Genomic DNA, 20,299 nt, shown 5'->3' with positions numbered 1-20,299 from the left:
GCGACATGAACCGCGGGCCGCTGCGACATATGTCTGTCGGTTACTACTTTGCCTTTTTCTGCATAACGACAGTGTTTCCTGACACCTCGACCTCAACCCACCCCAGATGAGTGTACATTTCGCGGGTTGCACGCATCAGCCGATGTGTCCGCAAGCGCAGGACTGAAAGCCCGGCCTCAACGGCCTTAGCTTCAGCAACTGCAAGCAGTTGCCGCGCAATACCCTTGCCCTGAGCCTCTGGCGAAACGGCGAGATTGAATATCATCATAGCCTCGGCCTGTTGATCAAATATGATGACACCAAAAAATGTACCGTCCACTTCAGCAATGACGACCTGATGCTCTGCGATCTCTTCCTCGATACCAGACGCAACATCCGGCAGATCGGCAATGTCTCTCATCGCATCGGCATAAGCGCTTGCGATACAAACTTGTATCGACTTGGCGTCGTTTCGTTCGGCAGTTCTGAGTTTTATGGTGGTCATGTATCAGCCTCCTCGCTGAATTGACGTCATTACGCTTGCACAAGCAAGGCTTGCGACCTAATAGCCAATCATGACCCAAGACAGCCATGACCGCCTTTTGATCATCGACTTCGGCAGCCAGGTGACGCAGCTTATTGCCCGCCGCTTGCGCGAACTGAACGTCTATTGCGAAATCCACCCCTACCAGAACGTCACGATGGATTTCGTGCGAGAGATGGCGCCCAAGGCCGTCATTTTTTCGGGCGGCCCTGACAGTGTTACGCGCGAGGGTTCACCCCGCGCCCCGCAAGAGATTTTTGACTACGGCGTGCCGATCCTGGGCATCTGCTATGGTCAGCAGGTGATGATGCATCAGCTGGGCGGCAAGGTTGAAAGCGGGCACGGCACCGCAGAATTTGGCCGCGCATTTGTTACTCCGAATAATCGGCTTGATATCCTCGATGGCTGGTTCGCCGAAGGTGACGAGCAGGTCTGGATGAGCCACGGCGATCATGTAAGCGAAATCGCTCCGGGTTTTGAGGTGTTCGGCACTTCACCCAACGCGCCGTATGCCATCACGGCCGACGCCTCGCGTCATTTCTATGCGGTGCAATTTCACCCCGAGGTTCATCACACACCCAAGGGTGCAAAGCTCTATGAGAATTTTGTCAAACTGGCAGGGTTCAAGGGCGATTGGACCATGGGGGCTTATCGGGACGAGATGATCCGCAAGATCCGCGAACAGGTCGGGGACAAAAAAGTCATTTGTGGCTTGTCTGGCGGTGTCGACAGCTCGGTTGCGGCGATCCTGATACATGAGGCGATTGGCGATCAGCTGACCTGCGTGTTTGTCGACCATGGGCTGCTACGCAAGAACGAAGCTGCCGAAGTCGTCGGCATGTTCCGCGACAATTACAACATCCAGTTGATCCACGCGGACGAAAGCGAACTGTTCCTGGGTGAACTTGATGGTCAATCCGATCCTGAGACCAAGCGCAAGATTATCGGCAAGCTGTTCATCGACGTGTTCCAGAAACACGCCGACACAATCGACGGCGCCGAGTTCTTGGCACAGGGCACCTTGTATCCAGATGTGATTGAATCCGTGTCGTTTTCAGGCGGTCCATCTGTGACCATCAAATCGCACCACAATGTGGGTGGCCTGCCTGAAAAGATGGGCCTGAAGCTGGTCGAGCCTCTGCGTGAACTCTTCAAGGACGAGGTCCGCGCGTTGGGCCGAGAGTTGGGCCTGCCCGACAGCTTCATCGGTCGCCACCCCTTCCCCGGCCCCGGCCTTGCCATTCGCTGCCCGGGTGAGATAACTCGCGAAAAGCTTGAGATCCTACGCGAAGCCGATGCCATCTATATCGACCAGATTCGCAAACATGGTCTGTATGATGAGATTTGGCAGGCCTTTGTCGCCATTCTTCCGGTGCGCACAGTCGGTGTAATGGGGGATGGACGAACATACGATTATGCCTGCGCCCTCCGCGCGGTCACATCCGTCGATGGCATGACAGCGGACTACTATCCGTTCAGCCATGAATTCCTCGGTGAAACCGCCACGCGTATCATCAACGAAGTCAAGGGCATCAACCGGTGCACTTACGACATCACCTCGAAACCTCCCGGAACGATTGAATGGGAATGATTATTCCCCCCTCGACAGTGCTGAAATGCACCGCGTTTGACGGGAGAAGGACAATTCGATGAGCAACTACTCGGTACATGAAACGGCAATCGTCGATGAAGGCGCGCAGATCGGAGATGGCTGCCGAATCTGGCATTGGGTGCACATCTGCGGAGGCGCCAAACTGGGCCGAAATGTTTCACTCGGGCAGAATGTCTTCGTTGGGAACAAGGTCATAATCGGCGACGATTGCAAAATTCAGAACAACGTTTCGATCTATGACAACATCACGCTGGAAGACGGCGTATTCTGTGGGCCGAGCATGGTGTTCACGAATGTGTACAACCCGCGTTCATTGATCGAACGAAAGGCCGAATACCGCAATACTCTGGTAAAGAAAGGGGCCACGCTGGGCGCCAATTGCACGATCGTTTGCGGTGCTACAATCGGGGAATACGCTTTTATCGGCGCAGGTGCCGTTGTTAATGCTGACGTGAAGCCATACGCACTGATGGTGGGCGTCGCTGCAAAACAGATTGGCTGGATGAGCGAGTATGGCGAGCAGTTGGATTTACCTCTCACTGGTCGTGGTGAGGTTACCTGCCCTCATACCGGTGCTCGATACGTGTTGAACGGCGATTCGGTCAGCAAAGCTCTGCCAACCACCTGAATATCAGCGCCAGCGCGCTGACCGGTTAAGAACCCCCTTTATTTGCGGGTTCGCGTCAGAATACTGGCATCATCTAAGCCGCTCACCCAAAGCGATCATAGACGGCCAGACTTACATTTAGCCTTGCGTCATCGGGTAAAACGCAATCTATTCAGCCCGTTGCACCACGGCACATGTAAGAGATCTCATGAACAGCAATAAAATGCAGATCGGTAAGGCGGCGCTGTGGATGACAGGGGCGATCGCCTCATTCACATCGATGGCCATTGCCGGCCGCGAGCTGAGCGTGACGCACGACACCTTTGAGATCATGTTCTATCGCAGCCTAGTTGGTATCTGCGTGGTGGCAATCGTCCTCTCGGCTTCACGCAAATGGCATCAGGTAACCACCGAACGTCTTGGTTTGCATGGTATTCGAAACGTGTTGCATTTCACCGGGCAGAACCTGTGGTTCTATGCAGTAACGGTGATCCCGTTGGCCCAGGTCTTTGCACTCGAATTCACTCAGCCCATCTGGGTGATCCTGCTGTCCCCACTGCTGCTGCACGAGAGGTTGACCGCTTTGCGTCTGACCGCAGCCCTAATCGGATTTGCCGGGATTCTCATTGTGGCCCGTCCAGGGGCCGCCACACTTAGTCCCGGCGTTATTGCTGCGGCCGCATCTGCGATTTTCTTCGCGTTAACAGCAATATCGACCAAGTCCTTAACGCGCACAGCCAGCATCGGATGCATTATGTTCTGGCTTACTTTGATGCAGGCCGGTTTGGGTCTGGTTGCATCAGGTTTGGATGGGCAAATCACACTTCCAACCTTAACGACTGCGCCGCTTCTTTTGCTTGTCGGCTTGGCAGGCCTATTGGCCCACTACTGTATTACCAATGCCCTGGCCATCGCGCCTGCGACCGTGGTCGTGCCGTTTGATTTTGCACGCCTTCCGACCATCGCGATCCTCGGGATGGTCCTTTATCACGAGCCGCTGGATCACTGGACGCTTCTGGGGGCCGTGGTGATCTTTGCCGGGATTTTCCTGAACGTTTGGTCCGAGAACCGTAGCAATTCAGCAACACCCGCATAGAGCTATTTTGCTGAATAACGCTCCGTCACCGGTTGACCCAATTTTAAAGTTTAAGACAGTAAAAAGCGGTAACGAGGCCGAATACGCCCAATGAGGATGCGTATAACAGGCAATTTGGACAGTGTAGGGAGGAATATATGAAACGAGTGTTGTTGCACACATGCGCGTTGTGCATTGGGGCAACCGCGGCGCAGGCCGGCGGCCTAGACCGAAGTGGGCAAGGTGTTAACATCCTGTTCGAAGAGGGATCTGTCGTGCAGTTTCGGCTTGGGTATACAAAGCCGGACGTAAGCGGATCGATGGAGGATCAAATCCCGACCAGCCCGACGTTTGGGGAAACGATTGACTCGGGCAATGTCTCGAACAGCTTTTTCACGCCGCATCTGGCATACAAGACTTCTTTAACCGAAAAGCTCGACTTCGCGCTGGTTTATGACGAGCCGTTTGGCGCGGATATCGACTATTCTTCGGATTATCCCTTGTCGCAGAATGTCTTGGCTCTGGCAGGTCTTCCCGGAGCAACAACTGACGTGCTTCGCGCAAAAGCAGATACCGATGCGATCACAGCTTTGCTTCGCTACAAATTGGATGGTGGCTTTAGTGTTATCGGTGGTCTCCGCGCCCAGCGTCTGAAAGCAAGTGTTTCAGTTCCGATCGCTGGTGCAAGCACAACACCATTCGCGTCCGGCGGATACCGCGTTGAAACCGATGCCGAGATCGATTTCGGTTACGTTGTCGGTGTTGCTTGGGAACGGCCAGATATCGCCGCACGGGTCGCTCTGACCTATAACTCGAAAATCACACATGATCTGTCGCAGACCGAAGCGAACGATGCCATCACTGGAATTGTTCCACCCGGAATACCCGTCGTGGGTCGCGTCAGCGCCGATTCATCGACCGAGGTTGTGACGCCTCAATCGGTCAATCTCGATTTCCAGACAGGTGTCGCGCCAAAAACCCTGTTGTTTGGTTCGATCCGTTGGGTTGACTGGCCGCAAACCGTGTACGCACCGCCGGTCTATACTGGTCTGACAGGTATTAACCTGGTCGACTACGAAGAGGCGACATGGACCTACTCACTGGGTCTCGGCTATCAGTTCAGCGAAGAATTCTCTGGCGCGGTAACGCTGGGTTACGAGAGCTCTCAGGGGAACTCGGTCTCGAACCTAGGCCCGACGGATGGGTTCTGGAGTATCGGTCTGGGCGGCACTTACTCTCTTGAAAAGGCCAAGATTTCCGGTGGTGTACGCTACACGGATATTGGGGATGCCACTGCCAACGGTACTGGCCCCGATAACCGTGCCACGTTCACTGGCAACAGCGCATGGAGCGTTGGTATTCAGGTGACTTACGCGCTGAACTAAAGCAGATGCAAATGTGCATATTAAGCCCCGCCATCTCGGTGGGGCTTTTTCGCATGTTCCGGGTCGATATGCTGATTGAGAGATGCCAGAACAAGCCATGACTTCTCAGAAAACACTCACAGCTCGCACTTGGTCCGAATTGATACTGCTTGGTGTCATTTGGGGAATGTCATTCCTTGCGATCCGAATCGCACTTGATACGATTCCCGTCATAACATCAGTTTTCCACAGGGTTTTTTGGGCAGCGCTGGCGTTGTGGATCGTCATCATCTTTCAACGCCAACCGGTCCCGAGCGATCCGAAGGTCTGGGGTATTTTTCTGATCATGGGGCTGTTGAACAATGTCCTGCCATTCTCGCTTATGGCCTGGGGGCAGCTCTATGTCGAAACTGGGCTGACATCGATTCTGAACGCTGCCACCGCGATCTTCGGCGTCCTTCTGGCGGCCTTGTTTTTTCGCGACGAGAGGCTGACCAAAACCCGCCTCCTTGGCGTAGGGCTTGGGTTTCTGGGCGTTTCAATCACAATTGGTCTCAGACAGTTTAGCAACCTAAACCCAAGCAACCTGGGTCAGGTTGCGATCCTGGCTGGGACGCTTTCTTATGCGTTTGCAGCCATCTGGGCGCGTAGCCACATGAGCGCCCTTCCCCCTAAGATCGCCGCAGCAGGTATGTTGACCGGATCTGCGATCCTGATGACGCCTGTTATGTTGTTGGTCGATGGAGTTCCGACCTTCACCCTGCCCCTGCAAACCTGGCTGGCAATCGCCTATTACGCCCTGCTGGCAACAGCCGGAGCCTATTTGCTGTACTATCGGGTGCTGCAACAAGCAGGCAGCGGCAATGTTCTGCTCGTAACGCTCATCATTCCTCCAATCGCAATCCTAATGGGTGCTTTGGTGCGCGATGAAGCTTTGCCACCACGTGCTTTTATTGGTTTTACGGTACTGGCGATCGGCTTGCTCATCCTCAGCCGATCTCGCCGACGCGATTGACGCCGCCAGCGGCCCGTTTTAGCTAGGGCAAAACAAGGGACGGCGGATTATGATCTACAACTCGGCAACGGACTGGCGTCAGGCTGCGCGAAAGAAGGTGTTGTTCTTCGGTATGTCCGGGTTGGGAAAATCCTATGTCTCAAACACGCTGCGAGATGCCGGGGACTGGTTCCACTATTCAATCGATTACCGCATCGGCACCCGCTATATGGGCGAACATATCGCGGACAATGCCAAGGCTGAGGCGATGAAAGTACCCTTTCTCCGCGAGCTTTTGCTGTCGGATTCAATATATATCGGGTCGAACATCACGTTTCAGAACCTGACCCCGGTGTCGACTTATCTGGGCAAGCCGGGCAATCCCGATCTGGGCGGCCTTGAAATCTCGGAATATCAGCTGCGGCAAGACCAGTTTCGGCAGGCCGAAATCCATGCCCTGTTGGATACCAAGTATTTCATAGACCGGGCCAATCGTCTTTATAACTATCCACACTTTATCTGCGATACCGGCGGGTCAATCTGCGAATGGGTAGAGCCTGACAATCCAAATGACCACATTCTGACTGAATTGTCGCGCCAGACCCTGATGATCTGGATCAAGGGCGATGAAGCCCACACTGAAGAACTGATCAAACGTTTCGACAAGGCACCAAAGCCTATGTCCTATAAGGCCGAGTTCCTGCAGAGGGTTTGGGACGAATACCTCGCCCTCAACAAGTGTTCCGGCACCGAGGTTGATCCGGATGCATTCATCCGCTGGACCTATGCGCAAGCGCTGGCGCACCGGCAGCCACGCTATGAAGCGATGGCCCGAAATTGGGGCGTTACAATAGCAGCCGATGACATCGCCAAAGTGCGGAATAGTGGCGATTTCGATGAGTTGATCGAACACACCCTTGAGACCCGCCCCAACCCCGCCTAAGTTCCAGACTTCCTTCGCAGTTTCAACAGCGTGACCAAATGCCGATCAAAATCCCCTCTGACCTGCCCGCCTTTGAAGTCCTGACAAATGAGGGCGTCATGGTCATGGCTGATGATCAGGCCGCACGGCAGGATATTCGCCCCCTTCGGATCGGGCTTTTGAACCTGATGCCAAAGAAGATACAAACCGAAAACCAGTTCGCACGCCTGATCGGAGCGACCCCGCTGCAGATTGAGCTGTCTCTAATCCGTATGACGGAACATCAGACTAAGAATACCGCCGCCGAGCATATGGCCGAGTTCTACCATCCGTTTCAGGAGGTGAAGGACCAGAAGTTTGACGGCCTGATCATAACCGGTGCACCAATCGAACATCTGGATTTCGCTGACGTCACCTATTGGGATGAAATCCGCGAAGTGTTTGAGTGGACCCAGACCAATGTGCATTCCACATTCGGCGTATGCTGGGGTGGTATGGCGATGATCAACCATTTCCACGACGTTGAAAAACACATGCTGGATGCGAAGGCCTTTGGCTGCTTCCGGCACCGGAACCTAGCACCCGCGTCTCCATTTTTGCGTGGTTTTTCTGATGATTGCGTGATACCCGTTAGCCGCTGGACCGAGATGCGGCAATACGAGATCGATGCGGTTCCTGATCTGATCACTTTGCTTGGCAGTGATGATGTCGGCCCCTGCCTGATCGAAGATCCCGTGCATCGGGCGCTCTATATCTTCAATCACTTTGAGTATGACAGCGATACGCTCAAACAGGAATATGACCGGGACATCGCAAATAACACGCCGATTAATGTGCCTATCAACTACTATCCCGACGATGATCCAAGCCAGAACCCTCAGAACAGGTGGCGCAGTCACGCGCATCTGCTTTATGGTAACTGGATCAATGAAATTTACCAGACAACCCCGTTTGATATGAGTAAAATTGGCCAGTAAGCTTTTGATATCACTCAGCGTTGCGCTTGTGGGTCTCGCCCTTGTGACCGCATGGCGCAGCGCGCAGCGTGAAAGCAGCGCCGAGGCTTCGTTTCCGCCAGAAGGCCAGATCGTCGATGTCGATGGCGTTGCTGTGCATGCCGTCGTGATGGGCGTAGGGCCGGATGTGGTGCTTATCCACGGGTCCAGCGGAAACACGCGCGACATGACTTTTGCGCTGGCCCCAATTCTGGCCGAGACCTATCGCGTCATCGTCTTTGACCGCCCGGGTCTTGGATATTCAGATAGCTTTAACTCCGACGGAGAAACCATTGTCGAACAAGCGGAAATCCTACAACGGGCCGCATCGAAACTAGGCGCAGAAAAACCGATCGTCGCCGGGCAAAGCTATGGCGGTTCGGTTTCGCTTGCCTGGGCTGTCACCCGGCCCGACAACATCGCAGCTTTGGTCCTGATCGCTCCGGCGGCGATCCCGTGGGAAACACCTCTGGACGCGTTCAACACTATTGGTGCGACGACAGCGGGCAACGCCCTTGCTTTGCCTTTGGTCAGCGCATTTGTTCCTGACTGGTTTGTTACGAAGGCGTTGGACCAGGTGTTTGCACCGCAAAAAGCCCCCGAAGGATATGCCGAGCATTTCGGGCCGGGCTTGACCATGCGCCAGTCTTCGATGCACGCAAATGCCAAACAGCGTGCAAATCTGCTGGATGAAATCACCGAGCTTCAACCCCGCTATGGCGAGATCTCCGTGCCAACCGAAATTGTCCACGGTACCGCGGATACGACTGTCGGGCTGGGCTGGCATTCCGAGCGCCTGATCGAACAAATCCCTGGCGCTGAGCTGATCGAATTGGACGGCATAGGACACATGCCGCAGGTTGTGGCCGCCCCAGAGGTTGCCGCCGCAATCGACCGCGCAGCCGAGCGCGCGGGTTTGCGTTAAGTCCATCCGTAATTCATAGTAAGATATGGATTTTATGGCGAGGCCGTGCATGACCCAATCAGACCCGGACACTATCGAGAACTATTTTCACAACCACGCCCCAAAACCCATACGCTCGGCTATTGAAGAGGCCAAGAAGGGTGAAATTCTGAACCCGACCTACCCCTACTCCAAAAAGCTTAAAGGCAAGGAATACGATCAGCAGATGGAAGGTCTGCAGATTGAGCTGGTCAAGATGCAGCGATGGGTCAAAGAGAATGACCAGCGCATCGCTATCCTGTTCGAGGGCCGTGACGCCGCTGGCAAAGGCGGAACCATCAAACGGTTCCGCGAGAATTTGAACCCGAGGGGCGCGCGGAACGTGGCGCTCAGCAAACCCTCGGACGCAGAACGCAGCCAATGGTATTTCCAACGCTATATCTCTCATCTCCCATCGGCCGGTGAAATCGTGTTTTTTGATCGCAGTTGGTATAATCGGGGCGTTGTCGAAAATGTCTTTGGCTTCTGCACGACGGAAGAGCGTGAACGTTTTTTCAGGCAGGTCCTGCCCTTGGAAACCGGGTTTAGCAATGATGGCATACATATCTTCAAGTTCTGGCTGAATGTCGGGCGCGCCGAGCAGCTTAACCGCTTTCTTGCCCGCGAAACCGACCCTCTGAAGCAGTGGAAACTCAGCCCGATCGACATCGCAGGCCTACACAAATGGGACGAATACAGCCAGTCGATTACCGAAACCCTTACACGAAGCCATTCCGAAAACTGCCCTTGGACGATCATTCGATCGGATGACAAGAAACGCGCCCGGCTGGCAGCCATTCGCACCGTGCTAAGCCAACTCGACTACGAAGGCAAAAACCTGGAAGTGGTGGGCATGCCGGATGAAAAGATCAGTGGTGGTCCGGAAATCTGGGATGCATAAGCTAATTGCAACACTCTGCTCAGCCTACGCTGGATTAGGCCCTGGCCGCTGCATATATACAATAAAACGCGCCTGAGGCCGGGATGACGAAACGCGGATATCACCACGGAAACCTAAAGCAAGCCTTGATGGAGGCTGCCTTGTCCCTGATCGAACAGAAGGGACCGACCGGTTTTACATTGTCAGAGGCCGCAAAGACCGCTGGGGTCACTCCCGCAGCCGTTTATCGCCATTTCGAAGGGCGTGAGGACCTGATCGCCGAGGCTGCCCGTCAGGGGTTTGAGATGTTCGCCGACCTGATGCAATTTGCCTATGACAAAGGGCAACCCTCGGCACTTGCGGCGTTTGAGGCCACGGGCCGCGCCTATCTCGCCTTTGCCCGCAAGCACCCCGGCTATTATATTGCGATGTTCGAAAGCGGGATTTCAATCAATCGTACACCGGAACTGGCGCTGGCCGCGAACCGGGCCAAAAACGTGCTTGAAAAGGCCGCCAGCGATCTGTCGCAGCATATTCCGCCGGAGAAGCGTCCGCCCGCTTCGATGTTCAGCGCCCATATCTGGGCCATGAGCCATGGTGTTGTCGAACTTTTCGCACGCAATACCGGCGCAAGTTCCCCCTTCCCACCCGAAGACCTTCTGGAGAGCGGAATTGGTATCTATCTGCGCGGTCTGGGTCTGGTCGCACAGGACGAATAAGACCCTGCCAGTCAATCGCTTTCGCGGGCGGTCTCGCCGTCGATCAACGGGACTCCCGCTGCCCTCACGCCTGCAATAAGCGCATCAACCGGTTGCGACTCTTTGAATACGCGGCGCTTCAGGGCCTCCAGCGGAAAACCAGGCCAAGTTTTCTGGTAAACATTGGCGAGACGCCGTGCCTCGACTTGTTCGCCATTGTTCCAATGTGCGGCCATCAGATAGGCCGCTGAAATCGGCCCAAATGGTCCTCCGCGCTCGATCGTGTCCTCGTAAGTTCGGATCGCCGCTGCATAGTCTCCGCTATGAAAATGCGCAGACCCTAGTACATTGCCAAAGACAAGCCCGCCGCTGCGTTCCGCGAGCTCTTCATACCATTCAGATTGCGCCAGGATCCGCTCGAAATTCAGAGTATAGAGTGAAATAAGTGCATCGAACTCAGCGACATGCGGATCGGTGGGGGCCAGATCAACGGCTCTGCGAGACAGGGCCGATGCCCGATCGAAATTGCCCAGTGCAAATTCCAGCCAGGCCCGCGCCGAAAGCGCCCAGGCCTCATCAGGTGCGATATCCATCGCATGGGCGCTTTTTTCATCGGCAGACTTCAAATACCTTTCTGCATCCGGTTCAAAGAACAACAAAATGGCCAGCATGGTCTCGACCTGTGCCGCTCCGGCATAGCCGCAGAAAAAGAGTGGATCTCGTTCAATCGCCGTCTCAAAAATCAGCAAAGCCGGCTGCAGGCGCGATAGGTCAACGACGGGGAACATCACATCGCGGCCAGCACTACAAAGGTTTATCGCTTCTACCCGCGCGGGAGATACGTCATAAATCGCGCTTTGCCCTCGGCCCACAGCGCTGCGAGGCTCATTCTTTGAGTAATAGCCTGATACCCAGATGCCTAAGCCAATCAAAGCCAGAAAGAACGCGATGACCAACGCGCTTCGCCGAATGCCCTGTGGGTTCTGGGCTTGCGAACTCCCCAGCGTAAATTCGGGTGCATAGCTACCGACAGGCAGTGAAATCACCACGGGATCAGCTTCGCCATCACCTCCGTAGTAAGCTTTTAGCTTTCGCCTGACACGACCCGCATCAACGCGCACAACCCCTTCCCGCTTGGTCAAGTCTTCGGCGCTGTAACCATAAACATCCATGGCAATGGTCTTGGCGCGGATCTCATCCGTGCGGCCGGCAAGCGCTTCGGTCACGACATAGTTAAGAAAGGCCCGCATTCGGGCAGATCCTTTGAAACCACCCGAGGCCAAAACCCGCCCAAGGGCACTTCGCACCTCCTCATCCGAGAAAGAAGGCGCTGTGTCACGTTGTTTGTTATCCCCCCGGGAAATCAAGAACTATCCTTTCATGACAATGGCTTGACCCCATGGTGCTACGGTAGCATGCGGCTTTATACGTTCAAGTCATATTCTAGGGAACGCATGCTTTACGAGCAATTTCCACGAAGGCAACGCGGATGGACGAAGAAGACTTCTTTGACGCACAATTCCCGGGAACCTCCGTTCTGATGCGAAACATGCGCGCCCAAGACAGTGAGTTCGACCGGATTTGCCTCGATTATCAGGAGATGATGACCGAGCTGGCACAGTCTCCTCTTTCCGACACGGGCGTTCGCCCTCGGTACCTCGCGGATCTGGCGGAAACCGTTACTGATTTGCGAAGCTCTATCGAAGCAAAGCTGTCAGACGTTCCGGGTACGCTTGGGCATATGGATAAAACGAAAGGCTTGAAATGACCCTGAAACACATTTTGCCCGCGCTAATCCTCACTGCAGGTTCGGCATATGCCCAACAGAACCCGATTATTCACGATGGTGAGTTCGAATTTCTGCGTGCCCAGTTCGGCGCGGTCTGGGATGCCCAGGACATTGAGATTGACGCGAAACTGGCCGAAATCCGCGACGCAAACGGGGGCAAACCACCCAATATCCTGTACATCCTGATCGACGACATCAGCTTTGGTCAGATGGGTGATCGCAAGATGAACTACGTCATGGGCATCGAAACGCCCAGCATCAACCAGTTCGCCACCGAAGGTTTGTCGCTGATGCGAATGTACACGGAACCCTCGTGCACGCCGACCCGCACGGCAATGCTGACGGGGCGACATCCGGTGCGTGCCGGTGTGACAGAAGTCAAAGTGGCTCTGGTAGGCGAAGGCCTTCCAGCCAGCGAGGTGACCCTGCCCGAGATCCTAAAAGAGGTTGGCTACAACACCGTGCATGTCGGCAAGTGGCACCAAGGTGATATCGAACAGGCCTACCCCCACAACCAAGGTTTCGATTGGGCCGCCTTCCCCCTGCATCAACAAGTTCAACTGAGCCTCATGACCCCCGAGGCGATGCGCGCGAATAACATGCTCGGATACGTGCCCGAGGGGCAGAACAATCAGTTTCTGCTGGATGAGCGTTTCAAACCATACGGACTGGTGACTGGTGTCGAGGCAGAAGCAGGCGGCACCGCCCGAGAGGTGGATATGTCACCGGGCGAGGTCTGGACCCAAGCCAAGTATGAAGCGATGAACGAGAGGTATCAGCGTCAGGCTCTTGAGCAATTGGAGCGTGCCGCAGCCGAGGAAGAACCGTTTTTCCTGCAATATTGGCCGCTCTACCCGCTGAATTTCGTTTATTCCGAGAACGCGATCTCTCGCAACGGCGGGTTTCATGCTGACAAACTGCAACTACTGGATGGCTGGATCGGTGACCTGCTGGTCAAGCTCGAAGAAACCGGAGAAGCCGACAACACGATTGTGGTTTTGATGGCCGACAATGGACTGATGTACCACTACGAAGGAACTTCGGGGCTCAATCAACTGATCTATCGTGGCGGTAAGACACAACATCTGGAAGGTGGCGTACGCACGGATGCATTCATTCGCTGGCCCGGAGTAATCGAGGCTGACAGCGCCGCCGGAGATATCTTTCATGTGTCTGATATCTATACCACAATGGCTCGGATCGCAGGCGCGACTGATCATATCCCGCGCGACCGCATCATCGATGGTGTCGATCAGACCGCCCTGCTGCTGAACGGTGAAGGCAACGGTCGCCGCGATTATGTATATGTCTATGAAGGCCCGGTTTTGCGCTCGGTGGTCAAGCAGGAATTCAAAATGCACCTGCCCGCGCCCGGCCAACCCGGAGCGGCGGCCCCGACCTTCAACATCTATCGTGATCCACGCGAACTGCACCCTTTGGTCGGTTACTCACTTTGGGCCGGAGCGTCGTTTCAGGACATGATCAAACGCCATCAGAAGATGATCGCGAAACACCCGCATTCCGAAATCGGGCGCGGCATCCCCTACGAGGGCATCGACAACCTGCGCCCGGAATCTGAACTGGCTCGCGATGTGTTCACCAGCTGGCAGCAGTGAAGGCTACAGAAATTCCTGTTTAAATATGATAATGTTTTGATGTGAAATCAGCGGCAGGAGTGTTTGCGTTCCGCCCAGTACACGATCGGGGGATATCGAATGAAGATTTCAGGGGTATTGGTTTTATTCGTCGGCCTTGCCGCGCGCAGCACGTTCGCGCAAGAAAACCCAATCCAACACGATGCCGAATTCTATATCTTGCAAGCACAGCGCGCAGAGCAATGGGCCCAGGATGATATGGCTGTGGATGAAGCCCTGGCTGCATTTCGCGAAGGCAACAACGGCAAGCCACCGAACATCATCAGCGTTCTGATCGATGATCTGGGATTCGGCGACATGGGGATACCCGAGTTGAACGCCGTTCGGGGTTACTCGACGCCGAATATCAACGATTTCTCCGACGACGCGATGCGCATGGTTCGGATGTATACCGAACCCTCTTGCACCCCTACTCGCGTCGCCCAAATGACGGGGCGGCTGCCTGTACGCATGGGAATGGGTGATACCACCGTTGATATTGCCGGCTTTGGCCTGCCGGGGGCAGAAGTGACGTTGGCCGAAGTGCTGAAACAGGTTGGTTACGCAACCAGCCATGTTGGCAAGTGGCACATGGGAGATATCGCGGAAAGTTGGGCGATGAACCAAGGCTTTGATTATGCGCAACACGCCATTCACCAGCAGGGTCAGCTGACGATTTTCAATGATGATGCAATCAAAGAGCAGGTCTCGGTCGCGATCAGAGATTATGATGACAAATACACGCTGGACGGTTGGTTCAGGCCGGACGCCTCAGCGATGATGACCGTCATCGAAGGCGAAACAGGCGGTCCTATTCGCGAAATTCGGATGGAGTCAGGTGAGCGCTGGAATGCGGCCAAATACGATGAGATGAACCAGGCCTTTCAGGACAAAACCTTGTCAGAGCTTGAACGTCTTGCCAGCGACGATACCCCCTTTTTCCTGCAATATTGGCCGATGATCCCTCTGGATAATACCCGCGCCGGACGCTCTGGTCCCGAAAGCGCGAATGGCGGTCTCTATGTCGACAAGATGCAACTTTTGGATCAATGGTTGGGTGATTTGTTCGCCAGCATGGCAGAGTTGGGGGTCAGCGAGAATACCATCGTCATCGTTATGGGGGACAACGGCCACTTTACCAAATACGCCCCGCAATCGGGCTATACTCCGATGATATATGCTGGTGGCAAAGGGGATACGACTGAGGGCGGCGTTCGGGTAGACGCCTTTATTCGCTGGCCGGGGATGATTCAGGCAGATGGTTTGCTGAACAGCATCATTCACGTTTCGGACCTTTATACAACGCTTTCACGTTTTGCGGGGGCCGAGCAATACATCCCGCGAGATCGTCTGGTGGATGGCGTCGATCAATCCGCAGCGCTATTGTTTGCGGACGAAGCCAAAGCGCGCAGAGATCACGTGATCATCTATTCGGTGAACAAACCCGAGGCGATCGTGAAGGACCAGCTTAAGCTCAAACTGCCGGGAGCCGGGGAAAGCGCTATTCTGGCAAAGTTCTTTGATCTCTACCGGGACACGCGCGAGGAATATTCAGTCTCGACCGAGGTTGGCGCCTGGGGCGGGCAGGAATTCGCACGCATCCTTGGCCGACACATGGCCCGCAAAGAGAAATTCCCCGACACGCCACCCGCGTATGGCGTGCCCTATGAAGGGATCGAGAACCTGCGCCCCGAAACCCAACAAGCGGTCGAGGCTTTCCTGATCAAAAGCCAATCCCCGCAGCAATAGCACGGTGTCGCCGTCGTCATTCACTCAAGTTTCTAGGATCATCACATGCTTGGATTACTCCTATTCGCACTGGGTTTAATCGGATCACTTGGAATCGGGTTCGTCTACTTCCGTGATTTGGGCGACGTGTCCCAGATGCTGTTGAAGGTAAAGCGCGAGAATATGGTGCGTTTCATCCGCAATGAATACCGCTTGATTGCCATCGGGTTGGGCGCATTTGCTCTCGCAACGCTCGCGCATTTCGCCCTGGGAGCCGGGCCGTTCTGGCTTTGGCTCATTGCCGCTTTACTTGTTCTACTTCTCTATGGCTTTCCCTATGTCTGGGTTCATCTAGGTCTGAGAAATCAGCTAAATGACGCGCAGTATTTTCCCATCGACGAGGCCCGCAAATATGTCGGGCCGACTGCCCCCGTGATGGTGATTGAGAATGACGGCCATGCCCGAGCCCATCCTGATGCACAAATCATGCGCCCACATTTGGCGGGCGACGACAAAGGGCTGGGCGGAGAAGACGTCGTGATGACCTATTGCGCCATGGCCAATCTCGGTCAGGGCTATGCGCCAAGCATCGAAGGCAAACGGCTGAACCTTGAGGTTCTCGCCCAGCACGGCAACAACCTGATCCTGCGGGACAACGATACTGGTGAACCCATCCAGCACATATACGGCTTTCGCGAAGCGGATCGTGACACAAATGCAAACGGCCTCGCGTGCCCTCTGCGGCCCGAAGCGCAGATGACACCCTGGCCAACCTATCGGATGACTTTCCGTGGATTTCAAAAGGCTTTCCCGGATGGAGAGGTGTTTTTGAACAAACCCTCCCCAAACCCCTTGCTGCGGTTGCTGGACATGATGACCGAGATCACGTTCGGCTGGGGCATTGGCCGCCAGCATCAGGAAGAGGCTCCGGTGATGGACAACATGGACCGTTCGGACAATCGGCTGCCGAATAAAACCTATGTCTGGGGGATCACAATCGGACAGGATGCCACCTGCTGGACCGACGATTTCGTTGTCGACAACGATTGGATCGTCAACGCGCGTGTCGGCGGGCGGGATATCGTCGTCAGCCTCGATCCAAAATTTGAAAGCTTGGGCGTTTGGTACAATGACAGCGGTCAACCCGTGACCCAATGTGACTTTTGGGGAATGTCTGATCAGGGCCAACTACAACGGGTCGAAACCCTGCGCGCAGGCGTGTTCTGGCATGTCTGGTCCGAGTTTTTTCCCAGCACCGATATCAATCGTGTCGGTGACGGCGCAGGCAAATCCGAAGACGTTGCAGCATGAAAGAACGAACAATGCGCCTGGCTAGGTTGGCATGAGGCGACAATAGAAATCAATTCAAGGTTCTTGGCGGGAGACGGAAAATGGATGTGACAGTAAAGTGGACAGGATTGGCGCTTGGCCTCGCAATGGCAGGTTCGATGGCACCAATGGCCTTGGCCCAACAGTCGGACTGGTCATATGAGGCCTCAATCTATCTTTTCATGCCGGAAACTGAGACCTCACTCAGCACACCGATGGGTACACTGGATGGCACTCTGAGTTTTTCCGATGCGTTAGACAATCTCGATTTTGCCTTCATGGCCGCGTTTGCCGCCACAAATGGCCGGTGGTCCCTGTTGGCCGACTATAACTATACCAATCTGTCTTTCAGCAGCGACACTCCCGGCCCTGCCAGCTCAGGCTTGGACACATCCTTTACCACGCAATTTCTCAGCGGCTATGTCGGCTATAGGGTCTACGAGGATCAAACCGCGAATGTGGATATTGTCGGTGGATTCAGGTGGTTCAGCACGGAAACCGACTTTGAATTGCAACCGGGCGCGGCCCCCGGCCGCCGAACAACGGTTGATTCAAGCTGGACCGATCCCGTGATCGGGGCCCGCGCACGCGTCAATTTCTCGGACAAATGGTCAGGAACTGGGTTTGTAGACTATGGCGGCTTCCGCAGTGGCAGCGAGACATGGCAGGTTCTGCTGACAGCCGACTATGCGATTAATGATCGTTGGCTGATCCGCGGTGGATACCGCTATATCTCATTCGACCACGACATCGACGGGAACGATTTCAAGTTCGACCAATCCGGTCCACTGATTGGCGCGACTTACCGCTTCTAAGCGGCTTCTAGTGACCGCCAAAGTAAGCCTCGAGCAATCGCTTATCATTCCGCAACTCGTCTGCGGTGCCTGATGTCTGCATGCGTCCTGACTCGAGCACGTAAATCCGGCTCGCAAGCGAAAGCGCGAAATTGGCGTTTTGCTCGGTGATTACAACTGTCAGCCCGTATTCCTTGTTGAGCTTGCGCACCACCTCGGCGATTTCGTGACAGATTTTTGGGGCCAGACCAATCGTCGGTTCGTCGACGAGCAACAGCTCGGGGCTGGTCATCAGCGCGCGTCCGAACGAGACCATCTGACGTTCCCCGCCCGACTGGGTCGAGGTCTCCTGCCCTTCCCTCTCTTCGAGACGCGGGAACAGGCTGTGTACCATTGCCAGATTGCTCTGGATGTCCTCGCGGGCCGTGAAGGCACCGACCATTAGGTTGTCACGCACTGACATATAGGGAAACAGGTTGAAGCGTTCGGGCGCATAACCCACGCCATGTCGTACAATTTCGGAAGGCGTCCGACCGGCAAGGCTGTGCCCCCTGAGCCGGATATCGCCCTCGATTTTGACTAGCCCCATGATGCTGTCCAGCAAGGTCGATTTTCCAGCCCCATTTGGACCCACCACAGCGACAATCTCACCGGGTTGGACGGTGATCGAGATGTCGGTCAGCGCTTGCGCCTTGCCATAGAATGCCGACAGGTTTTCGATTTCCAGATACGACATTACGCGCCCCCCAGATACGAGGCCTGAACAGCCTTGTCGTTCATGACTTCGCTGAACGAGCCCTCGGCAATCATCGTGCCCCGTTCAATGGCGATCGCGCGGTCGACCAATGGCTCAAGCGCAGGCAAATCATGGCTGACGATCAGAAAAGTCATCCCATCTTTGCGCATCGACTGAATGAGATCAGAGATTTGGGCGATCTCTCCTGTGGTGAGACCCGCAAACACTTCATCCAGCAGCATCACCTTGGGCGCGGTTGCCATTGTGCGCGCCATCTCAAGTTTACGCAGATCACCCATGGCCAGTTCTGTTGGCGCGCGTTTCAAATCCGCTTCTGTAAACCCGACGCTGAGCGCAAGCTCTCGCTCACGTTCTTTATCTGGGGGTGAGACGATCATCTGCCAGATATTGTCGGGCATTAGGCCAACCCGGATATTTTCGGCAACGCTCATATCACCAAACGGGCGTGGGATCTGATAGGTTCGGCTGACCCCGGCCCGAATGCGTTGTGGCGTCGACAGTGTCGAAATCTCCTGCCCGAACAGTTCGATCGTTCCGCCGTTTTGCCGCAACTCACCCATGATCTGGCTGAACACGGTCGTCTTGCCTGCCCCGTTGGGACCGATCAAGCCAAGCGACTCGCCCTCTTTGAGAGAGAACGAAAGATCATTCGTCGCGACTAATCCGCCGAAACGTTTTACCAGACCTGAAACCTGTAACGCCACGCTCATGTCGTCCGCCCCTTGCCCAGGCCTTTGAAACCACGCCGAACCAGCTCAACAATGCCTTTCGGCTGATACATATAGAGGAGCAGCGCTATGGCTCCGTAGACGAAATACCGTTCGGCGCCAGGAAGGACCGGTCGCAGATACTCCAACAGGAATGTCATGAAGAACGCGCCGATCATGGGGCCAATGATGGTCGAGGTTCCCCCCAGAAGTGCCGCAACGATGATTGTGAACAGGAAGTTAATATCAAACAACGCACGCGGCGCGAGCGATCCCAGATAGTGAACGTAGAAGGCACCACCCAAGCCCGCGATCATCGCACTTGTCAGAAAGGCAAAAGCTTTGAGGCGCGTGGTGCTGAGGCCCGAACCGCGCACACTTTCCTCGTTCATTCCGATGGCAGACAAGGCCGTACCTAGTCGCGTCTTCATCAAAAGCCACATGCTAACGGCGATCGCCAACATCAGCGTCGTGGACAGATAATACCCGTTCGCCGCGCCGCGCGTCAGAGTTTGAATACCCGACATGCCGCGTGTTCCGCCGGTCAGATCCGGGCGAATGACCTGAACCAGTTGGTAGAGCAACTCCATGAACGCCAGCGTGACGAGCGCAAAATAACTTCCACGGATACGCAGCGCTGGTAGCAGCACCAATAGGCCCGCGATCATGGTAACAAGTACGGCGATCGGGATCGAGATTTCGACAGCGACGTCAAAGCGCTTGGTCAGGATTGCCGTGGTGTAGGCCCCGATACCGATCAGGAATGGATGACCAAAGCTCACATAGCCTGTTCGGCCAGACAACACGTCCCAGCTGATAGCGAAGATCGCCAGGTAGTTGGCAAAGATCATCGTGCGCATCGTCCCGTTCGAGACGAATTGCGGAAGCAGGAACATTCCGACGATCAAGCCACCCCAGAGTGCAAAGTGAAACCAGCGTAGCCCCATC

General features: G+C 55.1%; 20 protein-coding genes. 15 read left to right on the top strand and 5 right to left on the bottom strand.

Features of this window, described 5'->3' with window-relative positions:
- Nucleotides 1-43: 43 nt before the first annotated feature.
- Nucleotides 44-484 (bottom strand): GNAT family N-acetyltransferase, encoded by a 441-nt coding sequence (locus tag ACR0EN_RS01505; RefSeq protein ID WP_480584893.1) that lies wholly within the window; start codon nt 482-484, stop codon nt 44-46.
- 70 nt (nt 485-554) lie between these two features.
- On the opposite strand from ACR0EN_RS01505, the gene guaA reads away from it, so the two are divergent.
- The 10 genes from guaA to ACR0EN_RS01455 all read left to right on the top strand — a co-directional run bounded on the left by guaA (nt 555) and on the right by ACR0EN_RS01455 (nt 10,634).
- Nucleotides 555-2,114, top strand: coding sequence for a glutamine-hydrolyzing GMP synthase (guaA, locus tag ACR0EN_RS01500; RefSeq protein WP_170421311.1), 1,560 nt, complete (start codon nt 555-557; stop codon nt 2,112-2,114).
- Between the two features lie 58 nt (nt 2,115-2,172).
- Nucleotides 2,173-2,763, top strand: coding sequence for an acyltransferase (locus ACR0EN_RS01495; RefSeq protein WP_170393253.1), 591 nt, complete (start codon nt 2,173-2,175; stop codon nt 2,761-2,763).
- A 187-nt stretch (nt 2,764-2,950) separates the two neighbouring features.
- Complete coding sequence (locus ACR0EN_RS01490; protein ID WP_480584890.1) at nt 2,951-3,838, top strand: DMT family transporter; 888 nt, start codon at nt 2,951-2,953, stop codon at nt 3,836-3,838.
- A 137-nt stretch (nt 3,839-3,975) separates the two neighbouring features.
- Nucleotides 3,976-5,202 carry an OmpP1/FadL family transporter gene (locus ACR0EN_RS01485; RefSeq protein WP_170393255.1) on the top strand — a complete coding sequence of 409 codons (1,227 nt, stop codon included), beginning with the start codon at nt 3,976-3,978 and terminating at the stop codon, nt 5,200-5,202.
- Nucleotides 5,203-5,299: 97 nt separating this feature from the next.
- Nucleotides 5,300-6,196: a DMT family transporter gene (locus ACR0EN_RS01480; protein WP_170645960.1), complete on the top strand. Its 897-nt coding sequence runs from the start codon at nt 5,300-5,302 to the stop codon at nt 6,194-6,196.
- 49 nt (nt 6,197-6,245) lie between these two features.
- Nucleotides 6,246-7,118: an ATPase gene (locus tag ACR0EN_RS01475; RefSeq protein ID WP_170510251.1), complete on the top strand. Its 873-nt coding sequence runs from the start codon at nt 6,246-6,248 to the stop codon at nt 7,116-7,118.
- Between the two features lie 38 nt (nt 7,119-7,156).
- Nucleotides 7,157-8,074: a homoserine O-acetyltransferase MetA gene (metA, locus tag ACR0EN_RS01470; protein ID WP_170393257.1), complete on the top strand. Its 918-nt coding sequence runs from the start codon at nt 7,157-7,159 to the stop codon at nt 8,072-8,074.
- Complete coding sequence (locus ACR0EN_RS01465; protein ID WP_170610374.1) at nt 8,064-9,017, top strand: alpha/beta fold hydrolase; 954 nt, start codon at nt 8,064-8,066, stop codon at nt 9,015-9,017. Before metA ends, ACR0EN_RS01465 begins: the two co-directional genes overlap by 11 nt.
- A gap of 49 nt (nt 9,018-9,066) precedes the next feature.
- Nucleotides 9,067-9,936, top strand: coding sequence for a polyphosphate kinase 2 (gene ppk2 / locus ACR0EN_RS01460; RefSeq protein ID WP_170393259.1), 870 nt, complete (start codon nt 9,067-9,069; stop codon nt 9,934-9,936).
- An 83-nt stretch (nt 9,937-10,019) separates the two neighbouring features.
- On the top strand, nt 10,020-10,634 hold the full coding sequence (locus ACR0EN_RS01455) for a TetR/AcrR family transcriptional regulator (RefSeq protein ID WP_170393260.1): 615 nt from the start codon (nt 10,020-10,022) through the stop codon (nt 10,632-10,634).
- Nucleotides 10,635-10,645: 11 nt separating this feature from the next.
- Here the strand turns inward: ACR0EN_RS01455 and ACR0EN_RS01450 are convergent, their stop codons facing one another.
- On the bottom strand, nt 10,646-11,863 hold the full coding sequence (locus tag ACR0EN_RS01450) for a tetratricopeptide repeat protein (RefSeq protein ID WP_480584887.1): 1,218 nt from the start codon (nt 11,861-11,863) through the stop codon (nt 10,646-10,648).
- A 239-nt stretch (nt 11,864-12,102) separates the two neighbouring features.
- On the opposite strand from ACR0EN_RS01450, the gene ACR0EN_RS01445 reads away from it, so the two are divergent.
- From ACR0EN_RS01445 to ACR0EN_RS01425, 5 genes are all read left to right on the top strand, one after another.
- Entirely contained in the window at nt 12,103-12,381 is a 279-nt protein-coding gene (locus ACR0EN_RS01445) for a hypothetical protein (RefSeq protein ID WP_480569452.1), read from the top strand.
- Nucleotides 12,378-14,018, top strand: a complete 1,641-nt coding sequence (locus ACR0EN_RS01440) for a sulfatase-like hydrolase/transferase (RefSeq protein WP_170625986.1) — start codon at nt 12,378-12,380, stop codon at nt 14,016-14,018. Before ACR0EN_RS01445 ends, ACR0EN_RS01440 begins: the two co-directional genes overlap by 4 nt.
- A 99-nt stretch (nt 14,019-14,117) precedes the next feature.
- Nucleotides 14,118-15,785, top strand: a complete 1,668-nt coding sequence (locus ACR0EN_RS01435) for a sulfatase-like hydrolase/transferase (protein ID WP_170421294.1) — start codon at nt 14,118-14,120, stop codon at nt 15,783-15,785.
- Between the two features lie 45 nt (nt 15,786-15,830).
- Entirely contained in the window at nt 15,831-17,075 is a 1,245-nt protein-coding gene (locus tag ACR0EN_RS01430; protein WP_170817690.1) for a DUF3179 domain-containing (seleno)protein, read from the top strand.
- Nucleotides 17,076-17,155: 80 nt separating this feature from the next.
- Entirely contained in the window at nt 17,156-17,908 is a 753-nt protein-coding gene (locus tag ACR0EN_RS01425) for an outer membrane protein (RefSeq protein ID WP_480584883.1), read from the top strand.
- 7 nt (nt 17,909-17,915) lie between these two features.
- Here ACR0EN_RS01425 and ACR0EN_RS01420 read toward each other — a convergent pair whose 3' ends face one another.
- The 3 genes from ACR0EN_RS01420 to ACR0EN_RS01410 are packed head-to-tail and all read right to left on the bottom strand — an operon-like array spanning nt 17,916 to nt 20,298.
- A complete protein-coding gene (locus tag ACR0EN_RS01420) occupies nt 17,916-18,623 on the bottom strand; it encodes an ABC transporter ATP-binding protein (RefSeq protein ID WP_170393266.1) in 708 nt (235 codons plus the stop codon).
- Nucleotides 18,623-19,354 (bottom strand): ABC transporter ATP-binding protein, encoded by a 732-nt coding sequence (locus ACR0EN_RS01415; RefSeq protein ID WP_170393267.1) that lies wholly within the window; start codon nt 19,352-19,354, stop codon nt 18,623-18,625. The genes ACR0EN_RS01420 and ACR0EN_RS01415 overlap by 1 nt, the downstream gene beginning before the upstream one ends.
- Complete coding sequence (locus tag ACR0EN_RS01410; RefSeq protein WP_170393268.1) at nt 19,351-20,298, bottom strand: branched-chain amino acid ABC transporter permease; 948 nt, start codon at nt 20,296-20,298, stop codon at nt 19,351-19,353. The genes ACR0EN_RS01415 and ACR0EN_RS01410 overlap by 4 nt, the downstream gene beginning before the upstream one ends.
- Nucleotide 20,299: the final 1 nt, after the last annotated feature.

The organism is Ruegeria sp. AB7 (genome assembly GCF_056542625.1).
The sequence above is the reverse complement of the archived record's forward strand: the minus strand, read 5'-3'. Positions and strand labels throughout refer to the sequence as shown.